Source organism: Klebsiella sp. Q11, assembly GCF_964241505.1.
Classification (GTDB): domain Bacteria; phylum Pseudomonadota; class Gammaproteobacteria; order Enterobacterales; family Enterobacteriaceae; genus Klebsiella; species Klebsiella michiganensis.
Window position 1 is genome coordinate 99,705 of the sequence record NZ_CAXSXW010000010.1, and the last position, 21,248, is coordinate 120,952.

Genomic DNA, 21,248 nt, shown 5'->3' on the forward strand with positions numbered 1-21,248 from the left:
TCATAATACGGTAGCCGTGCGAATACGGCTATGACGCCGCATAATAATAGCAATTCAATTAACAACAGCACTTAATTTATATCTCAATTCATAGAATTCAATGATAATTCATTAAGCATTCAACATATTAATATATACCCTAAATAATTAGAGTTACTTGAAGGCGGCAAGGGGTAAGCGAGCGTAGCCAACGCATAAGCAGCGTGAAATATGACGGGTATAACTAATATTAAAAGTACGCCATCAAAAATCATAAACTCTATTATTGCATTCTTCTTTTTCGCACACTATTATCGCCCGATAACACCTCTTTTTATCAATGGAATGAAACCTTGAACAGATCCTTATTTACAAGCATAGCCCCTCTGGCCCTCATTTTATTAGCGGGTTGTAATTCAATACAACCCAGGCAATCCGCCGGATTAGTGAAACCCTTATCTGAGTCGACATTAAACCAACAGCAAACCGAACAGCAGAGAATCGCCGATGAGCAAGCGCGTTTAGACACTTGCCGTAAAGCGCTGGAGTCGCTGAAAGAAGTGAACCCCAAACAGGCGGACAAACTCGGCAATGAGTTCACTGCCCTGCTTAGCGCGGCATCACAATATAATTCTGTGCGCAGTAAAGTGGCAGAACCGACAAAACAGGGGATCGATTCGATGTACCAGTTCAAATCAATCAAGCTGTGCGCTGATATTGAAAAGGAGCTGATCGATAGCCTTGTTAAACGTGGTGAAAATGTTCAGCCATGAACGGGAAAATAGCCAAAAACTTCAATCCGGTATCGCTGGCAGCAGTTTTTGTGCTGGCGCTATCGCCGGATGCCTATGCGGAAAAAGACGCCCTTATCAGCGTCACGGCGAGCTCAAATAGCGATGCCTCAGGCCCGGCATTTTTAAATTATGCTAAAGAGCAGCAGGCGCAAAAAATCAGCGAGCCGGTAAAGCCCGTTGAGGAGAAAAGCAATAATACAAAAACAACGAATAAAAAAACCGTCCTGAATACCCATGAAGTTTCCCGTCAGGCTGCAATCATTGCTCAAAAAGATAAACTCATCCGCCAACTTCGGCAGCAGCTTGATGCGAAGCCGGCCACGGTGAACGCCGAAGCAGACAACCAAAAAGCGCTGAAAGATAAAATTCAGCTGCTTGAGAAAAAGTTAGCGACTGCCGTAGCCGAAAAACAACAATTAATAGATAACGCGCTATCCGCCGCGGCTGAAATAAAACAGATCGAGGGCCAGCGTAATACCACAGAAAATAAAACGCTGCAGCAGGAAAAAAGAGTGGCATTAGTAGAATCCGCGAAACAAAAAGTTGAGCTTCAGCTGGCTGAGGCAACCGCCGAAAAGCAATCCCTGCAGCAGAAGCTCGCGGCGCTGGAAACAGAAAAGCAGGATACGCTCTCAAAGCTGGCGGCGGCCGCAGCGGAGAAACAAGCGCTCACCGGTAAGTTCACGACAGAGGCGAAAGAGAGGCAAGCTCTCGCAACAAGGCTCGCTGCTGCAGAGGCAGCTCAGCAGGAAATGCTAACAAAACTCGCCGCGGCTGACGCCGCACAGCGGGCGCTGCAAACGAAACTGGATGCGTCTCAAACCGAGCAGAAAGCAGCGATAGCGAAGCTCGCCGCCAGTGAAGCGGAAAAAACAGATTTAACGACAAAACTGGCGGCCGCGGCAGTAGAAAAACAGGCGCTCACGGCTAAACTGGACGCCGTTATCATCAGTACGCCGCAGCCGTCCCTTCAGGCGGATGCTGGCCGTCAGCAGGCCGATCAGGACAACGCCCTACAGCAGGCCAGCGCCGATGAAATTACCCGGCTAAAGGCCAGGCTTGCTGACGCCGAGGCGAAAAAGCCGCTGGCTATCGACTTTGCAAAAGAGCCTCTGCGGCAGGCTTACGCTATCGGCGTATCGATGGGCGAGGAGGTGCTGCAGCTCTTATCTACCCGGGCATCTCAGGGCGTAAAAACCAGTAAAGATACCGTTTTACAGGGGATTATGGATTCTTTTTCAGGGGATATCGCCCTTGATGAGAAAGCGCGCAATAAAGCCTTATTCGATGTGTCTAAAAAAGTCTTTCAGAACCTAAAGAAGCTCGAACAGCAAACCCTTAGCGAAGGAAAGAAATATCAACAAAACTTCGCGAAGCAAAAAGGGGTGGTATTGAAAGACGGCATTTACAGTCGCATAGATTATGCCGGCAAGGGCAAGATTCTCGACAGCGATATCGTTACCGTCACTATCAAGGAAACGCTTACCGACGGAACCGTCATTAACGATATGGAAGCGGAGGGGAAAGTCTGGTCCCAGCCTCTGAAATCTTATCCTCCCATCTTCCTTGGGCCACTCAAGCGGCTGGGAAACCACGGAGCGATAACGGTCGTGATCCCTCCCAATCTCGCCTACGGCAGCGAAGGCAAACCGCCTAAAATCCCGCCGGGAGCGACCATGGTATATACCGTCAGAATCATTGACGCCACTGCGGCAGAACCACAGGCTAAAAAACCCTGATCCTGGCGCCTCCCATCGGGGAGGCGCTTTCCCCTCTTTGTGAACGGGTAATGCCCCACGCTTCATTTGCTGAAATATCCACCGTGCATCATCTTCTATAGTTGGCTATGATGTTGCGCTCATTTTTGATGGGTGTAACAGGTGTTAACAAAGGAGGATCTGCCCGTGGCCGATAGCAATCTGTGGCATGAAACGCTGCACGACCATTTTGGTCAGTATTTCAGCGTTGATAACGTTCTGTATCATGAGAAAACCGATCATCAGGATTTAATCATTTTCGAAAACGCAGCCTTTGGCCGCGTGATGGCGCTGGACGGCGTGGTACAAACCACCGAACGTGATGAGTTTATCTACCATGAAATGATGACTCATGTTCCTCTGATGGCCCACGGCCAGGCGAAACATGTGTTAATTATCGGCGGCGGCGATGGCGCCATGCTGCGCGAAGTCTCCCGTCACCGCAGCGTCGAAACCATCACCATGGTAGAAATTGACGCTGGCGTGGTTTCATTCTGTCGCCAGTACCTCCCCAACCATAATGCGGGTGCGTACGACGACCCGCGCTTTACCCTGGTGATTGACGATGGCGTCAATTTTGTTAACCAGACGGCGCAAACGTTTGACGTCATTATCTCCGACTGCACCGATCCTATCGGTCCCGGCGAGAGCCTGTTTACTTCCGCCTTCTATGAAGGCTGCAAGCGCTGCCTCAACCCAGGCGGGATCTTCGTCGCTCAGAACGGCGTCAGCTTCCTGCAACAGGATGAGGCCGTCGATAGCCATCGCAAGCTCAGCCATTACTTTAGCGACGTAAGCTTCTATCAGGCGGCGATTCCCACCTACTACGGCGGCATCATGACCTTCGCATGGGCCACGGACAACGAAGCGCTGCGCCATCTTTCCAGTGAAATCATCCAGGCCCGTTTTCACAAGTCGAACCTGAAGTGCCGTTATTACAATCCGGCCATTCACGCGGCGGCATTTGCTTTACCGCAGTATTTACTGGATGCGCTATCCACCGTTAAGTAAGGAGGTGATCTAAATTGAAAAAATTGAAGCTGCACGGCTTTAACAATCTGACCAAAAGCCTGAGTTTTTGCATTTACGATATCTGCTACGCAAAAACGGCAGAGGAGCGCGATGGCTACATCGCCTATATTGACGAACTCTACAACGCCAACCGCCTGACGGAAATTTTGTCAGAGACCTGTTCGATTATCGGCGCCAATATTCTTAACATTGCCCGCCAGGATTATGAACCGCAGGGCGCCAGCGTGACGATCCTGGTCAGCGAAGAGCCTGTCGATCCGCAGCTTATCGATCAGACAGAACACCCGGGTCCGCTACCGGAAACCGTGGTGGCGCATCTCGATAAAAGCCATATCTGCGTTCACACCTATCCGGAAAGCCATCCTGAAGGCGGACTGTGCACCTTCCGCGCCGATATTGAAGTCTCAACCTGCGGGGTCATTTCACCGCTGAAGGCCCTGAACTATCTGATTCACCAGCTAGAATCCGATATCGTCACGATTGATTATCGCGTTCGCGGTTTTACCCGCGATGTGAACGGCATGAAGCACTTCATCGATCATGAAATTAACTCCATTCAGAACTTCATGTCCGAGGATATTAAGTCTTTGTATGACATGGTGGACGTGAACGTTTATCAGGAAAATATTTTCCATACCAAGATGTTACTTAAGGAGTTCGACCTTAAGCACTATATGTTCCACACGAAGCCGGAAGATTTGAGCGAAGAGGAGCGTAAGGTGATTACCGACCTGCTCTGGAAAGAGATGCGCGAAATCTACTACGGACGCAATATCCCGAGCGTGTAACACCGTATCGGCTGGCGGTATCCTTAACGTTCAGGCTGTACCAGCGTAAGGGCAACGGACTGCGCTTTCAGCTCAGCCTGAACGGGAAGAGGCAACCCCCCATCGGTAATAATGTCAGTGAAGCGGCTCAGCGGAGCGACGTTGAACAGCGAGTGGGCGCCATATTTGCTGCTGTCGGCCAGTAAGATCTTACGCTGGGCGTTGGCAATGATCTCCTGCTTCAGCCCCGCCTTTTCTTCCGTCGGCGTCGTCACGCCCTTTTCCACGCTCCAGCTGTTACAGCTCATAAAAGCGATATCGGGATAGACGCTACGTAACATCTTACGACCAAACTCGCCGATACAGGACTGACTGCTGTCATCAATGCGACCACCGACGATGGTCACTTCTATCTGGCGGAACTCGGATAAAAACAGAGCGATATGCAGATCGACTGTGATCACCCTGAGCGGAAGATGGGTCAGGCATTTTGCCAGCTCCAGCATGGTGGTGCCGGCATCCAGTACCACCGCGTCGCCCGCCTGCACCATCGAGGCGGCAAAACGCGCAATCGCCCGCTTTTCCGCAGGCGATCGTAGCTGCTTTTCATTGGTGGTAGGCTGAGAAGGCTCAAAGCGCCGCAGGGCAACACCGCCGTGGCTGCGGCTGATCACGCCCTGCTCATCCAGTTTGATCAGATCGCGTCGTATCGTTGCCGGCGATGCTTCTACCGCATCCACCAGCTGTTCCACGGTCACCAGCGTATGATTTTTCAAATACGCCACAATCTTATCCAGACGGTGTTGTCCTTTCATGACAGGAAATTACGCCAGTTGCATTGCCAGTTTAATCGATACGGCCATGCTCTCAGATTTTGCTTTTCCCGTCCAGGCTATATCAAACGCGGTGCCGTGATCGGCAGAGGTGCGGATGAACGGCAGACCCGCGGTGATATTCACCCCATCGTAGAAGCCAAGCAGTTTGAGCGGAATATGTCCCTGATCGTGGTACATCGCCACCACCATGTCATATTGCCCCTCGTACGCCTGTAGAAACACGGTGTCCGGCGGGCAGGGCCCGTAAACATCGATTCCCTTCGCTTTCATGTTTTCGATGGCCGGCGACACAATGCGTATTTCTTCATCGCCAAACAGACCGTTTTCGCCCGCATGGGGATTGACCCCGGCAACGGCAATGCGCGGGTGGGTGAAGCCGACGCGTTTCAGGAAGCGATCCGCGATGCCGATGACCGTCTCCACGCGCTGGCCATTAAGCGTATCGAGGAACTTACGCAACGCAATATGGGTCGAGACATGAATGACCTTCAGCTTGTCGGTGTAGAGCACCATGGCGTAATCGCGGCTTTCAGTCAGCGTCGCCAGCAGCTCGGTATGACCAGGATAATTGTGCCCGGCCAGATGAAGCGCTTCTTTATTCAGCGGTGCGGTCGCGATGGCGTGTACGTCGCCTTTCATCGCCAGCGCCGTCGCCCGCTTCACGCAGCGGTAGGCCAGATCGCCCGCCTGGGCCTGTACTTTACCCGGCTCCAGCGCGTCCGGCTGGGCCAGCGGCTCGTCGATGACATGAATCACGCCAGGAGCAAATCGCGCCTCCGCGACCTCGGCGATCGCGCGAAAGGTGACGCCTTCCGCCAGCCCTTTGTCCTGCAGACGTTTCAGGGTTTTCAGACACCCGACCACCACCAGCGGCGCGCCGTTGAGCTCGTCTTCACAAAGCGCTTTGACAATAATTTCCGGACCGATGCCCGCCGGGTCGCCCATCGTAATCGCAATTGTTTTAGTTACCACTGTACATCTCCTCAATAAAATAAAGCGCATCACAAAGGGTGCTGTCTGAACCGAATCCGCCGGCTTTAGTGATAACCGGCAGATCGTCGATTTCACTGTTAACGAACGTCCCGCAGGGAATACAGGGCGCCACCTCACTCTGAATGCGATAGCCTTCCGCCCCGAGCGCGGCGGCGACCGCGGTGGCGATATCTCCTCCGGTCAGGAACAGCCCGCCAATACGAGCCTGTTCGATAATGCGCAGCGTAATCATCCCGAGGCGTTCGCTAAGCATCTCACCGAGCTGCTGGCGGCTCAGGCCAGCCTGAGCGCACAGGCCGTCGATCATCTGCCGATCGTCCGCACTCCGGCTGGTACGTAAAATGGTGTGCTGCTGGCGACTGAGCAGCGCACAGGCCTGTTCAACCGCCGCGGCCATTTCCTGCTCGTACTGCGCCGAGGCCAGCCGCGAGGCGTCAATATCCACGACGCTGGCGCGCGCCTGGCAGAGCGCTTTTTCAACCTGCCGCCGCGTGGCCTCGCTCATCGATCCGGCCACCGCCAGTACCGGTAGCTCCTGCTTTTCCTGCATGAAGGTGCTGACCGGTAGCGCGTTCGCCAGCCCGGCAGCGCCTACCAACAGCGGCATCTCTTTTTGTTCACAAATAGCCTGGGCAATCAGCAACAGATCGCGATCTTCCACGGCATCCACCACCACCATGCACTCCCCCTCGGCGGAAAAAGCCGTCAACAGGGCGCTCAATTGCCCCCGACGAACGTCTTCGAGCGACACTTCATGAACCGGGATATCGCTTTGCAGGGCGATCAACGTCGCAATGCGTGAGGAGATAATGGGCGTTTTCGGATCGCTGGCGAATTCGGTTTCCAGCAGTGGCGTACCGTTGACCAGGCATAATCCGTCGCGGGTGGTGCGCCCGGCTGCGGGGATAGCCGCCGCAATTACGGCCAGCTTCCGGTTTGCAGCACGCATTGCCGCCGTCACTTCAGCCCCCACGTTGCCGCGGAAAGTAGAGTCGATTTTCTTGTAAACCAGCGGACGCGCATCACCATCGCACCACGGCGCTAACGCCTGCGCTACCGCTTTCCCGGCTTCAGCTGCAGGCATCGCGCGGCTTTCGGTGTTGATCACCAGCACATCAGCGCGACGCGAAGGTTTTTGATCCGGCGTTAGCATCACTTCCGTGCGCGCCCCCTTCTTTGCCAGCTGCACGCCGGTATCGTTAGAACCCGTAAAGTCGTCGGCGATAACGATCATTTTCATGCTTTTTTCTCCTCGGCAACCTGACGCGCTTGCTTCTTAGCCACCCATGAGGTGAGGACCGGCGTCAGAATCGCGGTGGTGATCACCGATGCGGCAATCAGCGGCGCGGCCGCGGCGGCAACCTCTGCCAGAGAGGGATCGGCCTGGGCAATCGCCAGCGGCGTCGCCACGGCGTTTCCGGCGGTACTGGACGCCGCCGCGCCGGCAATCCCGGTTCCGCCCACCAGACGGTCGGCACGAATGTTAAAGAAACCGCCGATAAAGGTCGTCAGCACGCCGAGCAGAATGCCCGCCAGACCGCCCTGTAGCAGCATTTCAAGGTTGATCCCTGCGCCCAGCGCAAAAGCGAAGAATGGGATCAACAGCGGGCCGCCTTTGGTCAGGAAGTCGCGCATGTTGGGATCGAGGTTACCCAGGATCATTCCCACCACCAGCGGCACCAGCACGGCGACCAGCGCCATAATGGGAATGTTGGCCATCCCCGCCGCGCCCAGCGCGATCATCGTAAAGAATGGCCCGTCATTCAGTGACAGGATGGAGATCGCTCCCACATCACGCTCGTTACCAAACTCGCCAACCAGCGCGGCGTAAAGCCCGCCATTCGAGTTACTCATCGCGGCGATGATCGCCACGCCGCTTAAGCCGAAGATCCCTTCAGCGCCAAAGAGCTGTTCCACGCCGAGGCCAATCGCAATGGCGATCAGGAGTTTGGTCAGCGTAATGGTACCGCCCTGCAACAGCGCCTGTGGCGCTGCCTTGACGCTAATTCCCGCCCCCATACAGAGCAGGAAGGCGCCAATCAGCGGCGCTGCGCCGTTTTTAAACAGCGCGGTGGTGAACCCGCCGATCTCAAGCGCTTGCGGGGCAAAGGTATTGATAATGGCGCCGATCACCAGTGGCACAACCATCATGCCGCCAGGTACACGTTCTATAGCCTTTTTGATGTTCATGGTCTTCCCGCCTGTTGTTATACTGTGATTAAATAAAATCATAAAGATTATATTCAATCAAATAAACTTCACAAACGCGCCAGATCACAGTTTTAAAATGATTAATAAAAATCAAACCAGGCCATTAAGGCTAAAAAAAGCCGGACATAACTGTCCGGCCGTGGAAATGATTAACGTTGCTCAGGATTGACCTACAAATTTTCGATAGGCGTTGACGACCTGAAGAAAGTCTTCCACGCCGCATAGCGAGAGGCTTTCTTCGTCATAGTAGCTCATCCCCTCTTCTATCTCATCGCCGGAAAAATCCAGTTGGTTAGCGCGGATCATCACTTCTTCGCCGTCCAGCCATAGTGTGTATTCATGGCCGACGCGTTGCCAGGAACGTTCACTGCCTTTAACGGTGCGCGCGGCCTGCTCGACTTCGTCCAGCAGGGCAAGGTTATCTTTAACCTCTTCGTTGAACCAGTGGCCGATCGCCTCATGATCCATCGACATTCGCACCTTTACCACTCCGGTAATATCGCGCAGAAATTCGTAATCCATAGTCTTTTCCTCTGCAAGGGCAGTGCGTCACCGCTGCACTGTACCCATACAGTCATTATCGCAGCAGTGGAAGAGAAAAAAAGCGTGGTAGACGGAGGGACGGGAAATAAAAATGCCCGGTGATGCAAAGTTCACCGGGCATTGGCGGGATTATGTACAGCGCTGAGTTAGCGCATTACACCGCGGTCTGGAAAATAACCCCGTCGGCCTTCTCGGTGTACTGACCGAGCTGGTCGAAGTTCAGATAACGATAGGTATCCGCTGCGGTTTTATCCACCTGAGCAACATAGGTCTGATACTCTTCCGGCGTCGGCAGTTTACCGATAAGCGCGGCCACGGCCGCCAGCTCCGCAGAGGCCAGGAAGACGTTAGCGCCGGTACCTAAACGGTTCGGGAAGTTACGGGTTGAGGTAGAGACCACCGTCGCACCGTCGGCAACGCGCGCCTGGTTACCCATGCACAGGGAACAGCCAGGGATTTCAATACGCGCACCGCTCTTACCAAACACGCTGTAGTAGCCCTCTTCAGTCAGCTGCGCGGCGTCCATACGGGTTGGCGGCGCCACCCACAGACGAGTCGGCAGCTGGCCTTTGTGGTTGTCCAGCAGCTTACCGGCCGCGCGGAAGTGGCCGATGTTGGTCATGCAGGAACCGATAAACACTTCATCGATCTTCTCGCCCTGCACGTCGGACAGCAAACGCGCATCGTCCGGATCGTTCGGCGCGCAGAGGATGGGCTCTTTGATATCGGCCAGATCGATATCGATCACCGCCGCATATTCCGCATCCGCATCGCCTTCCAGCAGCTGCGGATCCGCCAGCCATTTTTCCATGCCCTGAACGCGACGCTCCAGCGTACGACGATCGCCGTAACCTTCGGCGATCATCCACTTCAGCAGGACGATGTTGGAGGTCAGATACTCAACGATCGGCTCTTTGTTCAGCTTAATGGTACAGCCCGCAGCGGAACGCTCGGCGGAGGCATCGGTCAGCTCAAACGCCTGCTCAACTTTCAGATCCGGCAGACCTTCAATTTCCAGAATGCGGCCGGAGAAGATGTTTTTCTTACCTTTCTTCTCCACGGTCAGCAGACCCTGTTTGATCGCATACAGCGGGATGGCGTGTACCAGATCGCGCAGGGTGATGCCCGGCTGCATTTTGCCTTTAAAACGTACCAGTACCGATTCCGGCATATCCAGCGGCATGACGCCAGTTGCGGCGGCAAACGCCACCAGGCCTGAGCCTGCCGGGAAGGAGATACCGATCGGGAAACGGGTATGCGAATCACCGCCGGTACCCACGGTATCAGGCAGCAGCATACGGTTCAGCCAGGAGTGGATAACGCCATCGCCCGGACGCAGCGATACGCCGCCGCGGTTCATGATGAAGTCCGGCAGCGTGTGGTGCGTGGTGACGTCCACCGGCTTCGGATAGGCGGCGGTATGGCAGAAGGACTGCATCACGAGGTCGGAAGAGAAGCCCAGGCACGCCAGGTCTTTCAGCTCATCACGGGTCATCGGGCCGGTGGTGTCCTGAGAGCCTACGGAAGTCATCTTCGGTTCGCAGTAAGCGCCCGGACGAACCCCGGCCACGCCGCAGGCGCGACCCACCATTTTCTGCGCCAGAGAGTATCCGCGGCTGCTTTCCGCCACGTCTTTCGCCTGACGGAACACATCGCTGTGCGGCAGGCCCAGCGCTTCACGCGCTTTGGTGGTCAGGCCACGGCCGATGATTAGCGGGATACGGCCGCCGGCGCGCACTTCGTCGATCAGCACGTCGGTTTTCAGCTCGAAGGTCGCCAGCAGTTCGCCGGTTTCGTGGTTACGTACTTCACCTTTGAACGGATAAACGTCGATCACGTCGCCCATGTTCAGGTTGTTTACGTCCACTTCAATCGGCAGCGCGCCGGCATCTTCCATGGTATTAAAGAAGATAGGCGCAATTTTGCCGCCGAGAACCAGACCGCCGCCGCGCTTGTTCGGCACGTGCGGAATATCGTCGCCCATAAACCACAGCACCGAGTTGGTGGCGGATTTACGCGATGAGCCGGTACCCACGACATCGCCGACGTACGCCAGCGGGAAACCTTTTTGCTGCAGTGCTTCAATTTGTTTAATCGGGCCAACGGCGCCGGGCTGATCCGGGTCGATGCCTTCGCGGGCGTTTTTCAGCATTGCCAGCGCGTGCAGCGGAATGTCCGGGCGGGACCAGGCGTCAGGAGCTGGAGACAGGTCATCGGTGTTGGTTTCGCCAGTGACTTTAAAAACGGTCACGGTGATTTTGTCAGCCAGCTGAGGACGGCTCAGGAACCACTCAGCGTCGGCCCAGGATTGCATAACCTGTTTGGCGTAGGCATTGCCCGCCTTGGCTTTCTCTTCTACATCGTAGAAGTTGTCGAACATCAGCAGGGTGTGGGACAGCGCTTTCGCGGCGATCGGCGCCAGTTTTGCGTCGTCCAGCGCGTCAATCAGGGGATGGATGTTGTAACCGCCCTGCATGGTGCCCAGCAGTTCGACAGCTTTTTCACGGGTAACCAGTGGAGAAGTCGCTTCGCCTTTGGCGATCGCGGCAAGGAATCCGGCTTTAACATAGGCGGCTTCGTCGACGCCCGGCGGTACGCGGTTAATTAACAGGTCTAACAAGAATTCTTCTTCACCCGCTGGCGGGTTTTTCAGCAGTTCTACCAGCGCGGCCATTTGGGTTGCATCTAAGGGTTTCGGTACAATCCCCTCGGCGGCACGCTCAGCTACGTGCTTACGGTATTCTTCTAGCACGACGGTTCTCCTCGCTCTCATTGTAAAATGCGGTAGGCGATTCTCTTCACGCTCCTGTGAGACAGCAGTTTGTAGGGTAAATGCCCGATACCGCGTCGGCAGCATAGCAGGATTTTGGCGGGGTGTTAATCTGTTTACAAAAAAGCAACATTAAAAATTAGCTGAATCGTTAAGGGCAGAATAATGCAGGTTTTCTGTCAATTTAGCGGTATATAAAATTAATTCTGTTACACATAATTGAGCGAAATCCCAACTAAAATCAAAAACGCAAATACGCGCTCTCTATACTCAGGCAATCCCCCGCTTTTCGACAATACTCTGTCAAAACGGGCCAATTATTGTGCCGGGAGTTCTCATGACACTGCCTTTCAAACCCCATCTGCTCGCGCTACTCTGTAGCGCCGGGCTATTAGCCGCCGCGGGTACGCTCTACGTCAAAAGCCGAGAGCCGCAAACGGTTCCCGAGCCCCCCGCCGTTGCGCAAACGGCGCAGGCAACCGCCGCCGCCCAGCCGGTGACCACAACCTATACACCCGCGCAGATAGACCAGTGGGTCGCGCCAATCGCGCTCTATCCGGACAATCTGCTGTCGCAGGTGCTGATGGCTTCGACCTACCCGAGTAACGTTGTCCAGGCGGTAGAGTGGTCGCAGGATAACCCCACAATGAAGGGCGATGCGGCGGTGCAAGCGGTGGCAAATCAGCCCTGGGATCCCAGCGTAAAATCGCTGGTCGCCTTCCCTTCCCTGCTCGCGTTAATGGGAGAAAATGCGCCGTGGGTGGAAAACCTGGGTAACGCCTTTCTCGCCCAGCCGCAGGCCGTCATGGATTCGGTGCAGCGCTTACGCGCCATCGCCCAGCAGACCGGAACGTTAAAATCCACGCCGCAGCAGAAAGTCATCACCGCCACCCGCTCCGCGGCACCGGCTCCGGCAACGTCCACGGCCACCGCTTCCCGCAGCAGCAGCAGCAGCGCCGTGACATCCACCGCCCCGGCGCAGGTGATTAAAATCGAATCCACCAATCCAAATGTGGTGTACGTGCCGGCCTATAACCCTTCAGTTGTTTACGGCGCCTGGCCTGACACCTCCTATCCGCCGGTCTACCTGCCGCCGCCTCCGGGGGAGCAGTTTACCGACAGCTTCGTCAAGGGGTTTGGCTATAGCCTCGGCGTCGCCACAACCTACGCTCTGTTCAGCAGCATCGACTGGGATGATGACGATCATCACCACCATGACGATGACGATCACCATCACGATGATGATCATCACGGCGGCTACGCGCACAACGGCGATAACATCAACATCAACGTCAATAATTTCAACCATATTACCGGGCAGAACCTGCCGGGAAACCACGCCAGCTGGCAGCATAATCCGGCCTACCGCGGCAATATTCCCTATCCGAACAATACGATTGCGCAGCATTACCATCAGACCAATGTTCCCGGCGGCCTTAGCGCGACCCAACATCAGCCCGCCGATCGCAACGCGCAGCGCCAGGCGGCCATGACGCAGCTACAGCAGCGTACCGGGCCTGCGGATAACGCGCTTAATCACGCGCCTTCCCGCGATGCCCAGCGCCAGGCCGCGTCGCAGCAGCTCCATCAGGTGACCCAGCGCAATAACTATCGCGGCTATGACGCCACGCCGGCGGTAAAAAATAGCGCCGTACAACAGCAGCATCGGGAAGCGGTCAAAACGCAAATTCAGCATCCGACGGCGCAGCAGCAACAGCGCCGTGAACAGTTCCGGGCCGCAACGCCCGAACAACGTCAGCAGAAGCTGAATAATCTGCACGCCAATGCCCTGAGCGGTAACGATATCCGCTCTCCCTCCTGGCAGTCTCAGCAGGAGCGCGGCCTGCAGAGCCGCCATATCTCGGGTTTAAGCAGCGAGCAGCGCAGCGCGGCCAGAGAACATCTTTCCGAACACCGTGAACTGCGCCGCCGCTGAGGATAATCAGATGAAAAAATTATTAAAAATGACGCTGCTGGCGCTGGCCCTGACGCCCGCCATGGCGCTGGCTCAGCAGCAGTTTTCCTCTCCGGAACAGGCCGCAAGCGCGCTGGCTGAGGCAATCGGCAGGCATGATGAATCTGCCCTCAACGGGCTGCTCGGCGATAGCTGGCAGCAATTTTTACCGCCGGAGGGCATCGACCCTGACGCCGTCGCTCGCTTTCAGCGCGACTGGAAAGTCAGCCATCGTATCGTTCAGCAGCAGAATAGCGCCTGGCTGGAGGTGGGACAGGAAGCATGGCGGCTACCGATCCCCATCATTAAGGATAAGAGCGGCTGGCGTTTTGATATGGCCGCTGCTGAAGATGAGATCCTGACTCGCGCGATTGGCCGCAATGAGCTGTCAGCCATTCAGGCGATGCACGCTTACGTTGATGCCCAGCAGGATTTTTATCGGCTAAACCACACCTGGGCACAGAGGATTATCAGCAGCGATGGTAAGAAAGACGGCCTCTACTGGCCTGCCGCTCCCGGCGAAGCGCCCAGCCCGCTAGGGCCCGCGTTTAGCCCCACCGAACCCGGCGAAGGCTATCACGGCTACCGTTTTCGCATCATTCAAGATGGCGAGGGTCAGGGCGTCGCCCTGCTGGCGTGGCCTGTGGAATGGGGAAAAACCGGCATCATGAGCTTTATGGTCAACCAAAATGATGAGGTTTATCAGGCTAATTTAGGGAATGAGACGCAGAGCAAGGCGCGCGCCATTTCGCAGTTTTCGCCGGATTCAGCCTGGCAGGTCATCAATCAATAGAAAAAAGCCCAGCGTGCGATAACGCCGCCGGGCCATATCTGCGTGCTGATTTAGCCCTGATGGGGCATCAGAGACGGGTCGCCCGCAAAAGCCGGTTTAGTGCTGGTCAGCGCCGCTTCATCAGAGCTGATGCTGCCGGAATTCGCCGCCCATACCCCTTCGCTGGTCTTTGTTATCTGCTGATGCTGCATATTCAAATCCTGGCCCATCGCCGCAATATGGGTGCTTTCGGTCCCGCCGCTGTTATCAGCCCAGGGAATAACAGCATCAGCCGCACAGGCCATACCCGAGACCAGCGTTGCTGCCAGCAGCGTCGTCGTTAAAACTTTTTTCATCACACACCTCACATATAGTTAACTACCTATAAGTTTACCTAGTAACTATTTTTCAAGTATTAATAAGATATGCAATTTTATTAACGGCGACACAGTTCTAAACATCACTAATAAAAAAAGCGGCTCATTGAGCCGCTTTTTGGATTTTGCCTGAAAGAAAAACTTACTTTTTCTTCGCTTTCGCGTTCGGCAGGTCGGTGATGCTGCCTTCGAAGACTTCTGCTGCCAGGCCAACGGACTCGTGCAGAGTCGGGTGAGCGTGGATGGTCAGCGCGATGTCTTCAGCGTCACAGCCCATTTCGATCGCCAGACCGATTTCACCCAGCAGCTCGCCGCCGTTGGTGCCGACAATCGCTCCGCCGATAACGCGGTGAGATTCTTTGTCGAAAATCAGTTTGGTCATACCGTCAGCGCAGTCGGAAGCGATGGCACGGCCAGAAGCAGCCCACGGGAAGGTGGCGGTTTCATAGCTGATGCCTTTCTCTTTCGCTTCTTTCTCAGTCAGACCAACCCACGCAACTTCCGGCTCGGTATAGGCGATGGACGGGATAACTTTCGGGTCGAAGTAGTGCTTCATGCCGGCGATAACTTCGGCAGCAACGTGGCCTTCGTGAACGCCTTTGTGCGCCAGCATCGGCTGACCGACGATATCGCCGATAGCGAAGATGTGCGGCACGTTGGTACGCAGCTGTTTATCAACGCGGATAAAGCCACGCTCGTCAACTTCAACGCCTGCTTTACCGGCATCGAGGTTTTTACCGTTCGGCACGCGGCCGATAGCTACCAGCACGGCGTCGTAGCGCTGCGCTTCAGCCGGGGCTTTTTTGCCTTCCATGGAAACGTAGATACCGTCTTCTTTCGCTTCAACGGCGGTCACTTTGGTTTCCAGCATCAGGTTGAATTTCTTACTGATGCGCTTGGTGAAGACTTTCACCACGTCTTTATCGGCAGCCGGGATAACCTGGTCGAACATTTCAACCACGTCAATCTCTGAACCCAGCGCATGGTATACGGTACCCATTTCCAGACCGATGATACCGCCGCCCATAACCAGCAGGCGTTTTGGTACGGTTTTCAGCTCCAGCGCATCGGTGGAGTCCCATACGCGCGGATCTTCATGCGGAATGAACGGCAGTTCGATCGGACGGGAGCCCGCCGCGATGATAGCGTTGTCGAAGTTGATGACGGTTTTACCGTTTTCGCCTTCCACTTCCAGGGTGTTAGCGCCGGTAAATTTACCCAGACCGTTAACCACCTTCACTTTACGCCCTTTGGCCATGCCAGCCAGACCGCCGGTCAGCTGAGTGATGACTTTTTCTTTCCAGGTGCGAATCTTGTCAATGTCAGTTTTCGGTTCACCGAAAACGATGCCGTGTTCGGCCAGCGCTTTCGCTTCTTCGATAACTTTAGCAACGTGCAGCAGTGCTTTAGAAGGGATACAGCCGACGTTCAGGCAAACACCGCCGAGGGTGCTGTAACGTTCTACGATGACGGTTTCCAGACCTAAATCAGCGCAACGGAAGGCAGCAGAATAACCTGCGGGGCCTGCCCCAAGTACCACGACCTGAGTTTTGATTTCAGTACTCATCATGACCTCTGTTATTTGTATCCGGCGGGTCTGACGCTATTGTTTTTACGCCCATGTCCACCGGGACGTTCTATCCGCAAGCATTTTACAAAATTGTTAACAATTTTGAAACAACAAACGGCAAACGATTTTGTCCTTTATTGCTGGTAACTTCAAAATGCAGAAGAGATTACCAGAAAAAAGCCGGCCGTCAGGCCGGCTTTTTGCTTACATCACCAGGCGGCGAATGTCGCTCAGCATATTGTTGATGATGGTGATAAAGCGCGCACCATCAGCACCGTCGATCACGCGGTGGTCGAAGGACAGAGAGATCGGCATCATCAGACGCGGCACGAACTCTTTGCCATTCCATACCGGCTCCATCGCGGACTTGGAGACGCCGAGGATAGCCACTTCCGGCGCGTTCACAATCGGTGCGAAGTGGGTGGTACCCAGGCCGCCGATGCTGGAGATAGTGAAGCAACCGCCCTGCATTTCGCCAGCGGTCAGCTTACCATCACGCGCTTTCTTGGAAATCACGGTCAGTTCACGAGACAGCTCGGTAATGCTCTTCTTGTTCACGTCTTTGAAGACCGGAACAACCAGACCATTCGGGGTATCAACCGCCACACCGATATTGATGTATTTCTTCAGCGTCAGACGCTGTGCATCTTCAGACAGGGAGCTGTTGAAGCGCGGCATCTGCTCAAGCGCCGCGGCAACGGCTTTCATGATGAAGACCACCGGAGTGAATTTCACGTCCAGCTTACGCTTCTCAGCTTCAGCGTTCTGCTGTTTACGGAACGCTTCCAGATCGGTGATATCGGTTTTGTCGAAGTGCGTAACGTGCGGGATCATCACCCAGTTACGGCTCAGGTTAGCACCAGAGATCTTCTGGATACGGCCCAGTTCAACTTCTTCCACTTCACCAAACTTGCTGAAGTCCACTTTCGGCCACGGCAGCATGCCCGGGATACCGCCACCGGTAGCAGCAGGCGCGGCTTCAGCGCGTTTAACCGCTTCTTTCACGTAGGCCTGAACGTCTTCGCGCAGGATACGGCCTTTACGACCAGTTCCTTTCACTTTCGCCAGGTTTACACCGAACTCGCGCGCCAGGCGACGAATCAGCGGGGTGGCGTGAACGTAAGCGTCGTTTTCAGCGAACTCAGATTTGCCTTCTGCTTTTGCAGCAGGTGCAGCTGGTTTAGCAGCCTGAGCCGGTGCAGCAGCTGGTGCCGGAGCAGCCGCGGCAGCCGGAGCTGCGGCAGGCGCAGCGCCTTCCACTTCGAAGACCATAATCAGGGAGCCGGTGGAGACTTTGTCGCCGGTGCTGATTTTGATCTCTTTCACGGTACCCGCGAACGGCGCAGGCACTTCCATGGAGGCTTTGTCGCCTTCAACGGTGATCAGTGACTGTTCAGCGGCGATTTTATCGCCCACTTTCACCATCACTTCAGTCACTTCAACTTCATCGCCGCCGATATCCGGCACGTGAACTTCTTTAGAACCTGAAGCTGCCGGTGCAGCAGCAGCCGGAGCGGCTTCCGCTTTCGCCGGCGCCGCGGCAGGCGCTGCGCCCGCCACTTCGAAGATCATGATCAGGGAACCCGTGGACACTTTGTCGCCGGTGTTAATCTTGATCTCTTTCACGGTACCGGCGAACGGCGCCGGCACTTCCATAGAGGCTTTATCGCCTTCTACGGTGATCAGGGATTGTTCAGCGGCGATGGTGTCGCCCACTTTTACCATGATTTCCGTGACTTCAACTTCATCACCGCCGATATCCGGTACATGAACTTCTTTCGCGCTGGCGGCGGCCGGTGCTGCGGCGGCCGGAGCGGCTTCTTTCTTCTCTTCCTGCGCAGGTGCAGCGGCTGCTGCACCATCGGCGGAATCGAAAATCATGATCAGTTTACCGGTCTCGGTTTTGTCGCCGACGGAGACTTTGATCTCTTTAACGACGCCAGCCTGCGGAGACGGGACTTCCATAGAGGCTTTGTCGCCTTCTACGGTGATCAGCGACTGTTCAGCTTCAACTTTGTCGCCCACTTTGACCAGAATCTCGGTGATTTCAACTTCATCAGCCCCGATGTCCGGTACTTTGATTTCGATAGCCATTATTCTTTTACCTCTTACGCCAGACGCGGGTTAACTTTATCTGCATCGATGTTGAATTTAGTGATGGCTTCCGCAACCACTTTCTTATCGATTTCGCCACGTTTAGCCAGTTCGCCCAGCGCTGCTACCACCACGTAGGAAGCGTCAACTTCGAAGTGGTGACGCAGGTTTTCACGGCTGTCAGAGCGACCGAAGCCGTCGGTACCCAGTACGCGGTAATCATCGGCCGGTACGTAAGTACGAACCTGCTCAGCGAACAGTTTCATATAGTCAGTAGATGCGACTGCCGGAGCGTCGTTCATCACCTGAGCGATGTACGGAACGCGCGGCGTTTCCAGCGGATGCAGCATGTTCCAGCGTTCACAATCCTGGCCATCGCGCGCCAGTTCGGTGAAGGAGGTGACGCTATAAACGTCAGAGCCTACGCCGTAGTCTTTAGCCAGGATCTGCGCTGCTTCACGGACGTGACGCAGGATAGAACCGGAGCCCAGCAGCTGAACTTTACCTTTGCTACCTTCAACGGTTTCGAGTTTGTAGATACCTTTACGGATACCTTCCTCGGCGCCTGCTGGCATTGCCGGCATGTGGTAGTTTTCGTTCAGCGTGGTGATGTAGTAGTAAACGTTCTCTTGTTTCTCACCGTACATACGCTCCAGACCATCGTGCATGATGACCGCAACTTCGTACGCGTAAGACGGATCGTAAGAGATACAGTTCGGGATAGTCAGAGACTGAATGTGGCTGTGGCCATCTTCGTGCTGCAGACCTTCGCCGTTCAGCGTGGTACGACCGGAAGTCCCGCCGATCAGGAAGCCGCGAGCCTGCTGGTCGCCGGCCTGCCAGCAAAGGTCACCGATACGCTGGAACCCGAACATGGAGTAGTAGATGTAGAACGGGATCATCGGCAGGTTGTTGGTGCTGTAGGAGGTCGCAGCAGCCAGCCAGGATGCACCGGCACCCAGTTCGTTGATACCTTCCTGCAGAATCTGGCCTTTCTCGTCTTCTTTGTAGTAAGCAACCTGCTCACGGTCCTGCGGAGTGTACTGCTGACCGTTCGGGCTGTAGATACCAATCTGACGGAACAGGCCTTCCATACCAAAGGTACGCGCTTCATCGGCGATGATCGGCACGAGGCGGTCTTTGATGGATTTGTTCTTCAGCATCACGTTCAGGGCACGAACGAACGCGATAGTGGTAGAAATCTCTTTATTCTGCTCTTCCAGCAGCGGACCGAAATCTTCCAGGGTCGGCAGCTCCAGCTTCTCATCGAAGTTTGGCTGACGGCTCGGCAGATAGCCGTGCAGTTTCTGACGCTGGGCGTGCAGATAGGTGTGCTCTTCAGAACCTTCCGGGAAGGTCACGTACGGCAGTTTTTCGATATCAGCATCGGCAACCGGCACGTTGAAACGATCGCGGACGTAGCGAACGCCGTCCATGTTCATTTTCTTAACCTGGTGAGCGATGTTTTTACCTTCAGCGGTGTCACCCATGCCGTAACCTTTAATGGTATGGGCGAGGATTACGGTGGCTTTGCCTTTGGTTTCCTGCGCTTTTTTCAGCGCAGCGTAGACTTTCTTCGGATCGTGACCGCCGCGGTTCAGGGCCCAGATCTGCTCGTCAGTCCAGTCGGCAACCAGCGCTGCGGTTTCCGGATATTTACCGAAGAAGTGCTCACGCACGTAAGCGCCGTCTTTGGATTTGAAGGTCTGGTAGTCACCGTCAACGGTCTCTTCCATCAGCTGGATCAGTTTACCGCTGGTATCTTTACGCAGCAGCTCATCCCAGCGTCCGCCCCAGATAACCTTGATAACGTTCCAGCCAGCACCGCCAAAGATGCCTTCCAGTTCGTTAATGATCTTGCCATTACCGGTAACCGGGCCGTCAAGGCGCTGCAGGTTACAGTTGATAACGAAGACCAGGTTGTCCAGCTTCTCACGGGTCGCGATGGTGATCGCGCCTTTGGATTCCGGCTCGTCCATCTCGCCGTCGCCGAGGAAAGCGTAAACGGTTTGTTTGGAAGTGTCTTTCAGGCCGCGGTGTTCCAGATACTTCAGGAACTTAGCCTGATAAATCGCACCGATTGGGCCCAGCCCCATAGAGACGGTCGGGAACTGCCAGAATTCCGGCATCAGTTTCGGGTGCGGATAAGAGGACAGACCTTTACCGTGAACTTCCTGACGGAAGTTGTTCATCTGCTCTTCAGTCAGACGACCTTCCAGGAAAGCACGCGCGTAGACGCCCGGAGAGATGTGGCCCTGGAAGTAAACCAGGTCGCCGCCGTCCTGCTCGTTGCGTGCGCGGAAGAAGTGGTTAAAGCACACTTCATAGAAGGTTGCGGAAGACTGGAAGGAAGCCATGTGGCCGCCCAGTTCGAGATCTTTTTTCGATGCGCGCAGAACGGTCATAATCGCGTTCCAGCGGATCGCAGAACGGATACGACGTTCCAGATCCAGATTACCCGGGTATTCCGGCTCATCTTCAACGGCAATAGTGTTCACGTAACCGCCGGTCGATGCGCCAGCAGCCACTTTCACCCCGCCTTTGCGGGCTTCAGAAAGGAGTTGGTCAATAAGATACTGAGCGCGCTCAACACCTTCTTCACGGATGACCGATTCGATCGCCTGTAGCCAGTCGCGAGTTTCGATCGGATCCACGTCATTTGGTAAACGTTCTGACATGGGGGGTATTCCTTATCTATCTAATCGTTGATTAATCTGGAACCTGTCCCATTGCGCTCTTTGTTCTTCATACTTCTGGCTGTCTCTTTGTTGGCTTCGCTTCCTCACCCCAGTCACATAG

At 55.1% G+C, this 21,248-nt stretch carries 16 protein-coding genes; 6 read left to right on the forward strand and 10 right to left on the reverse strand.

The window, feature by feature from the left end; translation table 11 throughout:
* Positions 1–332 precede the first annotated feature (332 nt).
* From ACESQ2_RS17695 to speD, 4 genes are all read left to right on the forward strand, one after another.
* The gene (locus ACESQ2_RS17695) at positions 333–752 is read left to right on the forward strand and encodes a permease (protein ID WP_046877790.1); all 420 of its coding nucleotides are present in this window, start codon (positions 333–335) and stop codon (positions 750–752) included.
* The gene (locus ACESQ2_RS17700) at positions 749–2,512 is read left to right on the forward strand and encodes an FKBP-type peptidyl-prolyl cis-trans isomerase N-terminal domain-containing protein (RefSeq protein ID WP_373171024.1); all 1,764 of its coding nucleotides are present in this window, start codon (positions 749–751) and stop codon (positions 2,510–2,512) included. The genes ACESQ2_RS17695 and ACESQ2_RS17700 overlap by 4 nt, the downstream gene beginning before the upstream one ends.
* Positions 2,513–2,677: 165 nt before the next feature.
* A complete protein-coding gene (gene speE / locus ACESQ2_RS17705) occupies positions 2,678–3,541 on the forward strand; it encodes a polyamine aminopropyltransferase (protein WP_004098658.1) in 864 nt (287 codons plus the stop codon).
* 14 nt (positions 3,542–3,555) lie between these two features.
* Positions 3,556–4,350, forward strand: coding sequence for an adenosylmethionine decarboxylase (gene speD, locus ACESQ2_RS17710; protein WP_004098656.1), 795 nt, complete (start codon positions 3,556–3,558; stop codon positions 4,348–4,350).
* Between the two features lie 23 nt (positions 4,351–4,373).
* On the opposite strand, the gene ACESQ2_RS17715 is transcribed toward speD, so the two are convergent.
* From ACESQ2_RS17715 to acnB, 6 genes are all read right to left on the reverse strand, one after another.
* A complete protein-coding gene (locus ACESQ2_RS17715; RefSeq protein WP_032748007.1) occupies positions 4,374–5,144 on the reverse strand; it encodes a DeoR/GlpR family DNA-binding transcription regulator in 771 nt (256 codons plus the stop codon).
* Positions 5,145–5,153: 9 nt separating this feature from the next.
* Complete coding sequence (locus ACESQ2_RS17720) at positions 5,154–6,137, reverse strand: D-threonate 4-phosphate dehydrogenase (protein WP_224260326.1); 984 nt, start codon at positions 6,135–6,137, stop codon at positions 5,154–5,156.
* Positions 6,127–7,398 carry a four-carbon acid sugar kinase family protein gene (locus tag ACESQ2_RS17725; protein ID WP_219677613.1) on the reverse strand — a complete coding sequence of 424 codons (1,272 nt, stop codon included), beginning with the start codon at positions 7,396–7,398 and terminating at the stop codon, positions 6,127–6,129. Before ACESQ2_RS17725 ends, ACESQ2_RS17720 begins: the two co-directional genes overlap by 11 nt.
* Positions 7,395–8,348, reverse strand: a complete 954-nt coding sequence (locus ACESQ2_RS17730; RefSeq protein WP_025106505.1) for a 2-keto-3-deoxygluconate permease 1 — start codon at positions 8,346–8,348, stop codon at positions 7,395–7,397. The genes ACESQ2_RS17725 and ACESQ2_RS17730 overlap by 4 nt, the downstream gene beginning before the upstream one ends.
* Positions 8,349–8,528: 180 nt before the next feature.
* On the reverse strand, positions 8,529–8,891 hold the full coding sequence (yacL, locus tag ACESQ2_RS17735) for a protein YacL (RefSeq protein ID WP_004098646.1): 363 nt from the start codon (positions 8,889–8,891) through the stop codon (positions 8,529–8,531).
* Between the two features lie 175 nt (positions 8,892–9,066).
* Positions 9,067–11,664 carry a bifunctional aconitate hydratase 2/2-methylisocitrate dehydratase gene (gene acnB / locus ACESQ2_RS17740; RefSeq protein ID WP_004098644.1) on the reverse strand — a complete coding sequence of 866 codons (2,598 nt, stop codon included), beginning with the start codon at positions 11,662–11,664 and terminating at the stop codon, positions 9,067–9,069.
* 355 nt (positions 11,665–12,019) lie between these two features.
* Between acnB and ACESQ2_RS17745 the strand changes: the two genes are divergently transcribed.
* Together ACESQ2_RS17745 and ACESQ2_RS17750 are read left to right on the forward strand one after the other, a co-directional pair.
* On the forward strand, positions 12,020–13,618 hold the full coding sequence (locus tag ACESQ2_RS17745) for a DUF3300 domain-containing protein (protein WP_046877794.1): 1,599 nt from the start codon (positions 12,020–12,022) through the stop codon (positions 13,616–13,618).
* A 10-nt stretch (positions 13,619–13,628) separates the two neighbouring features.
* On the forward strand, positions 13,629–14,429 hold the full coding sequence (locus ACESQ2_RS17750; RefSeq protein ID WP_373171027.1) for a DUF2950 family protein: 801 nt from the start codon (positions 13,629–13,631) through the stop codon (positions 14,427–14,429).
* 50 nt (positions 14,430–14,479) lie between these two features.
* Here the strand turns inward: ACESQ2_RS17750 and ACESQ2_RS17755 are convergent, their stop codons facing one another.
* The 4 genes from ACESQ2_RS17755 to aceE all read right to left on the reverse strand — a co-directional run bounded on the left by ACESQ2_RS17755 (position 14,480) and on the right by aceE (position 21,127).
* Positions 14,480–14,764, reverse strand: a complete 285-nt coding sequence (locus tag ACESQ2_RS17755) for a hypothetical protein (protein ID WP_049069182.1) — start codon at positions 14,762–14,764, stop codon at positions 14,480–14,482.
* A gap of 163 nt (positions 14,765–14,927) precedes the next feature.
* Positions 14,928–16,352 (reverse strand): dihydrolipoyl dehydrogenase, encoded by a 1,425-nt coding sequence (lpdA, locus tag ACESQ2_RS17760; RefSeq protein ID WP_004098637.1) that lies wholly within the window; start codon positions 16,350–16,352, stop codon positions 14,928–14,930.
* Between the two features lie 207 nt (positions 16,353–16,559).
* A complete protein-coding gene (gene aceF, locus ACESQ2_RS17765; RefSeq protein WP_014227937.1) occupies positions 16,560–18,449 on the reverse strand; it encodes a pyruvate dehydrogenase complex dihydrolipoyllysine-residue acetyltransferase in 1,890 nt (629 codons plus the stop codon).
* A 14-nt stretch (positions 18,450–18,463) separates the two neighbouring features.
* Entirely contained in the window at positions 18,464–21,127 is a 2,664-nt protein-coding gene (aceE, locus tag ACESQ2_RS17770) for a pyruvate dehydrogenase (acetyl-transferring), homodimeric type (RefSeq protein WP_004098634.1), read from the reverse strand.
* Between the last annotated feature and the right edge of the window lie 121 nt (positions 21,128–21,248).

Bases quoted from the DNA above. Each gene is read 5' to 3' on its own strand.
- aceF (WP_014227937.1), bottom strand. From the start codon at position 18,449: ATGGCTATCGAAATCAAAGTACCGGACATCGGGGCTGATGAAGTTGAA.
- yacL (WP_004098646.1), bottom strand. From the start codon at position 8,891: ATGGATTACGAATTTCTGCGCGATATTACCGGAGTGGTAAAGGTGCGA.
- ACESQ2_RS17750 (WP_373171027.1), top strand. From the start codon at position 13,629: ATGAAAAAATTATTAAAAATGACGCTGCTGGCGCTGGCCCTGACGCCC.
- ACESQ2_RS17725 (WP_219677613.1), bottom strand. From the start codon at position 7,398: ATGAAAATGATCGTTATCGCCGACGACTTTACGGGTTCTAACGATACC.
- aceE (WP_004098634.1), bottom strand. From the start codon at position 21,127: ATGTCAGAACGTTTACCAAATGACGTGGATCCGATCGAAACTCGCGAC.
- ACESQ2_RS17700 (WP_373171024.1), top strand. From the start codon at position 749: ATGAACGGGAAAATAGCCAAAAACTTCAATCCGGTATCGCTGGCAGCA.
- ACESQ2_RS17755 (WP_049069182.1), bottom strand. From the start codon at position 14,764: ATGAAAAAAGTTTTAACGACGACGCTGCTGGCAGCAACGCTGGTCTCG.
- lpdA (WP_004098637.1), bottom strand. From the start codon at position 16,352: ATGAGTACTGAAATCAAAACTCAGGTCGTGGTACTTGGGGCAGGCCCC.
- ACESQ2_RS17715 (WP_032748007.1), bottom strand. From the start codon at position 5,144: ATGAAAGGACAACACCGTCTGGATAAGATTGTGGCGTATTTGAAAAAT.
- ACESQ2_RS17730 (WP_025106505.1), bottom strand. From the start codon at position 8,348: ATGAACATCAAAAAGGCTATAGAACGTGTACCTGGCGGCATGATGGTT.
- ACESQ2_RS17745 (WP_046877794.1), top strand. From the start codon at position 12,020: ATGACACTGCCTTTCAAACCCCATCTGCTCGCGCTACTCTGTAGCGCC.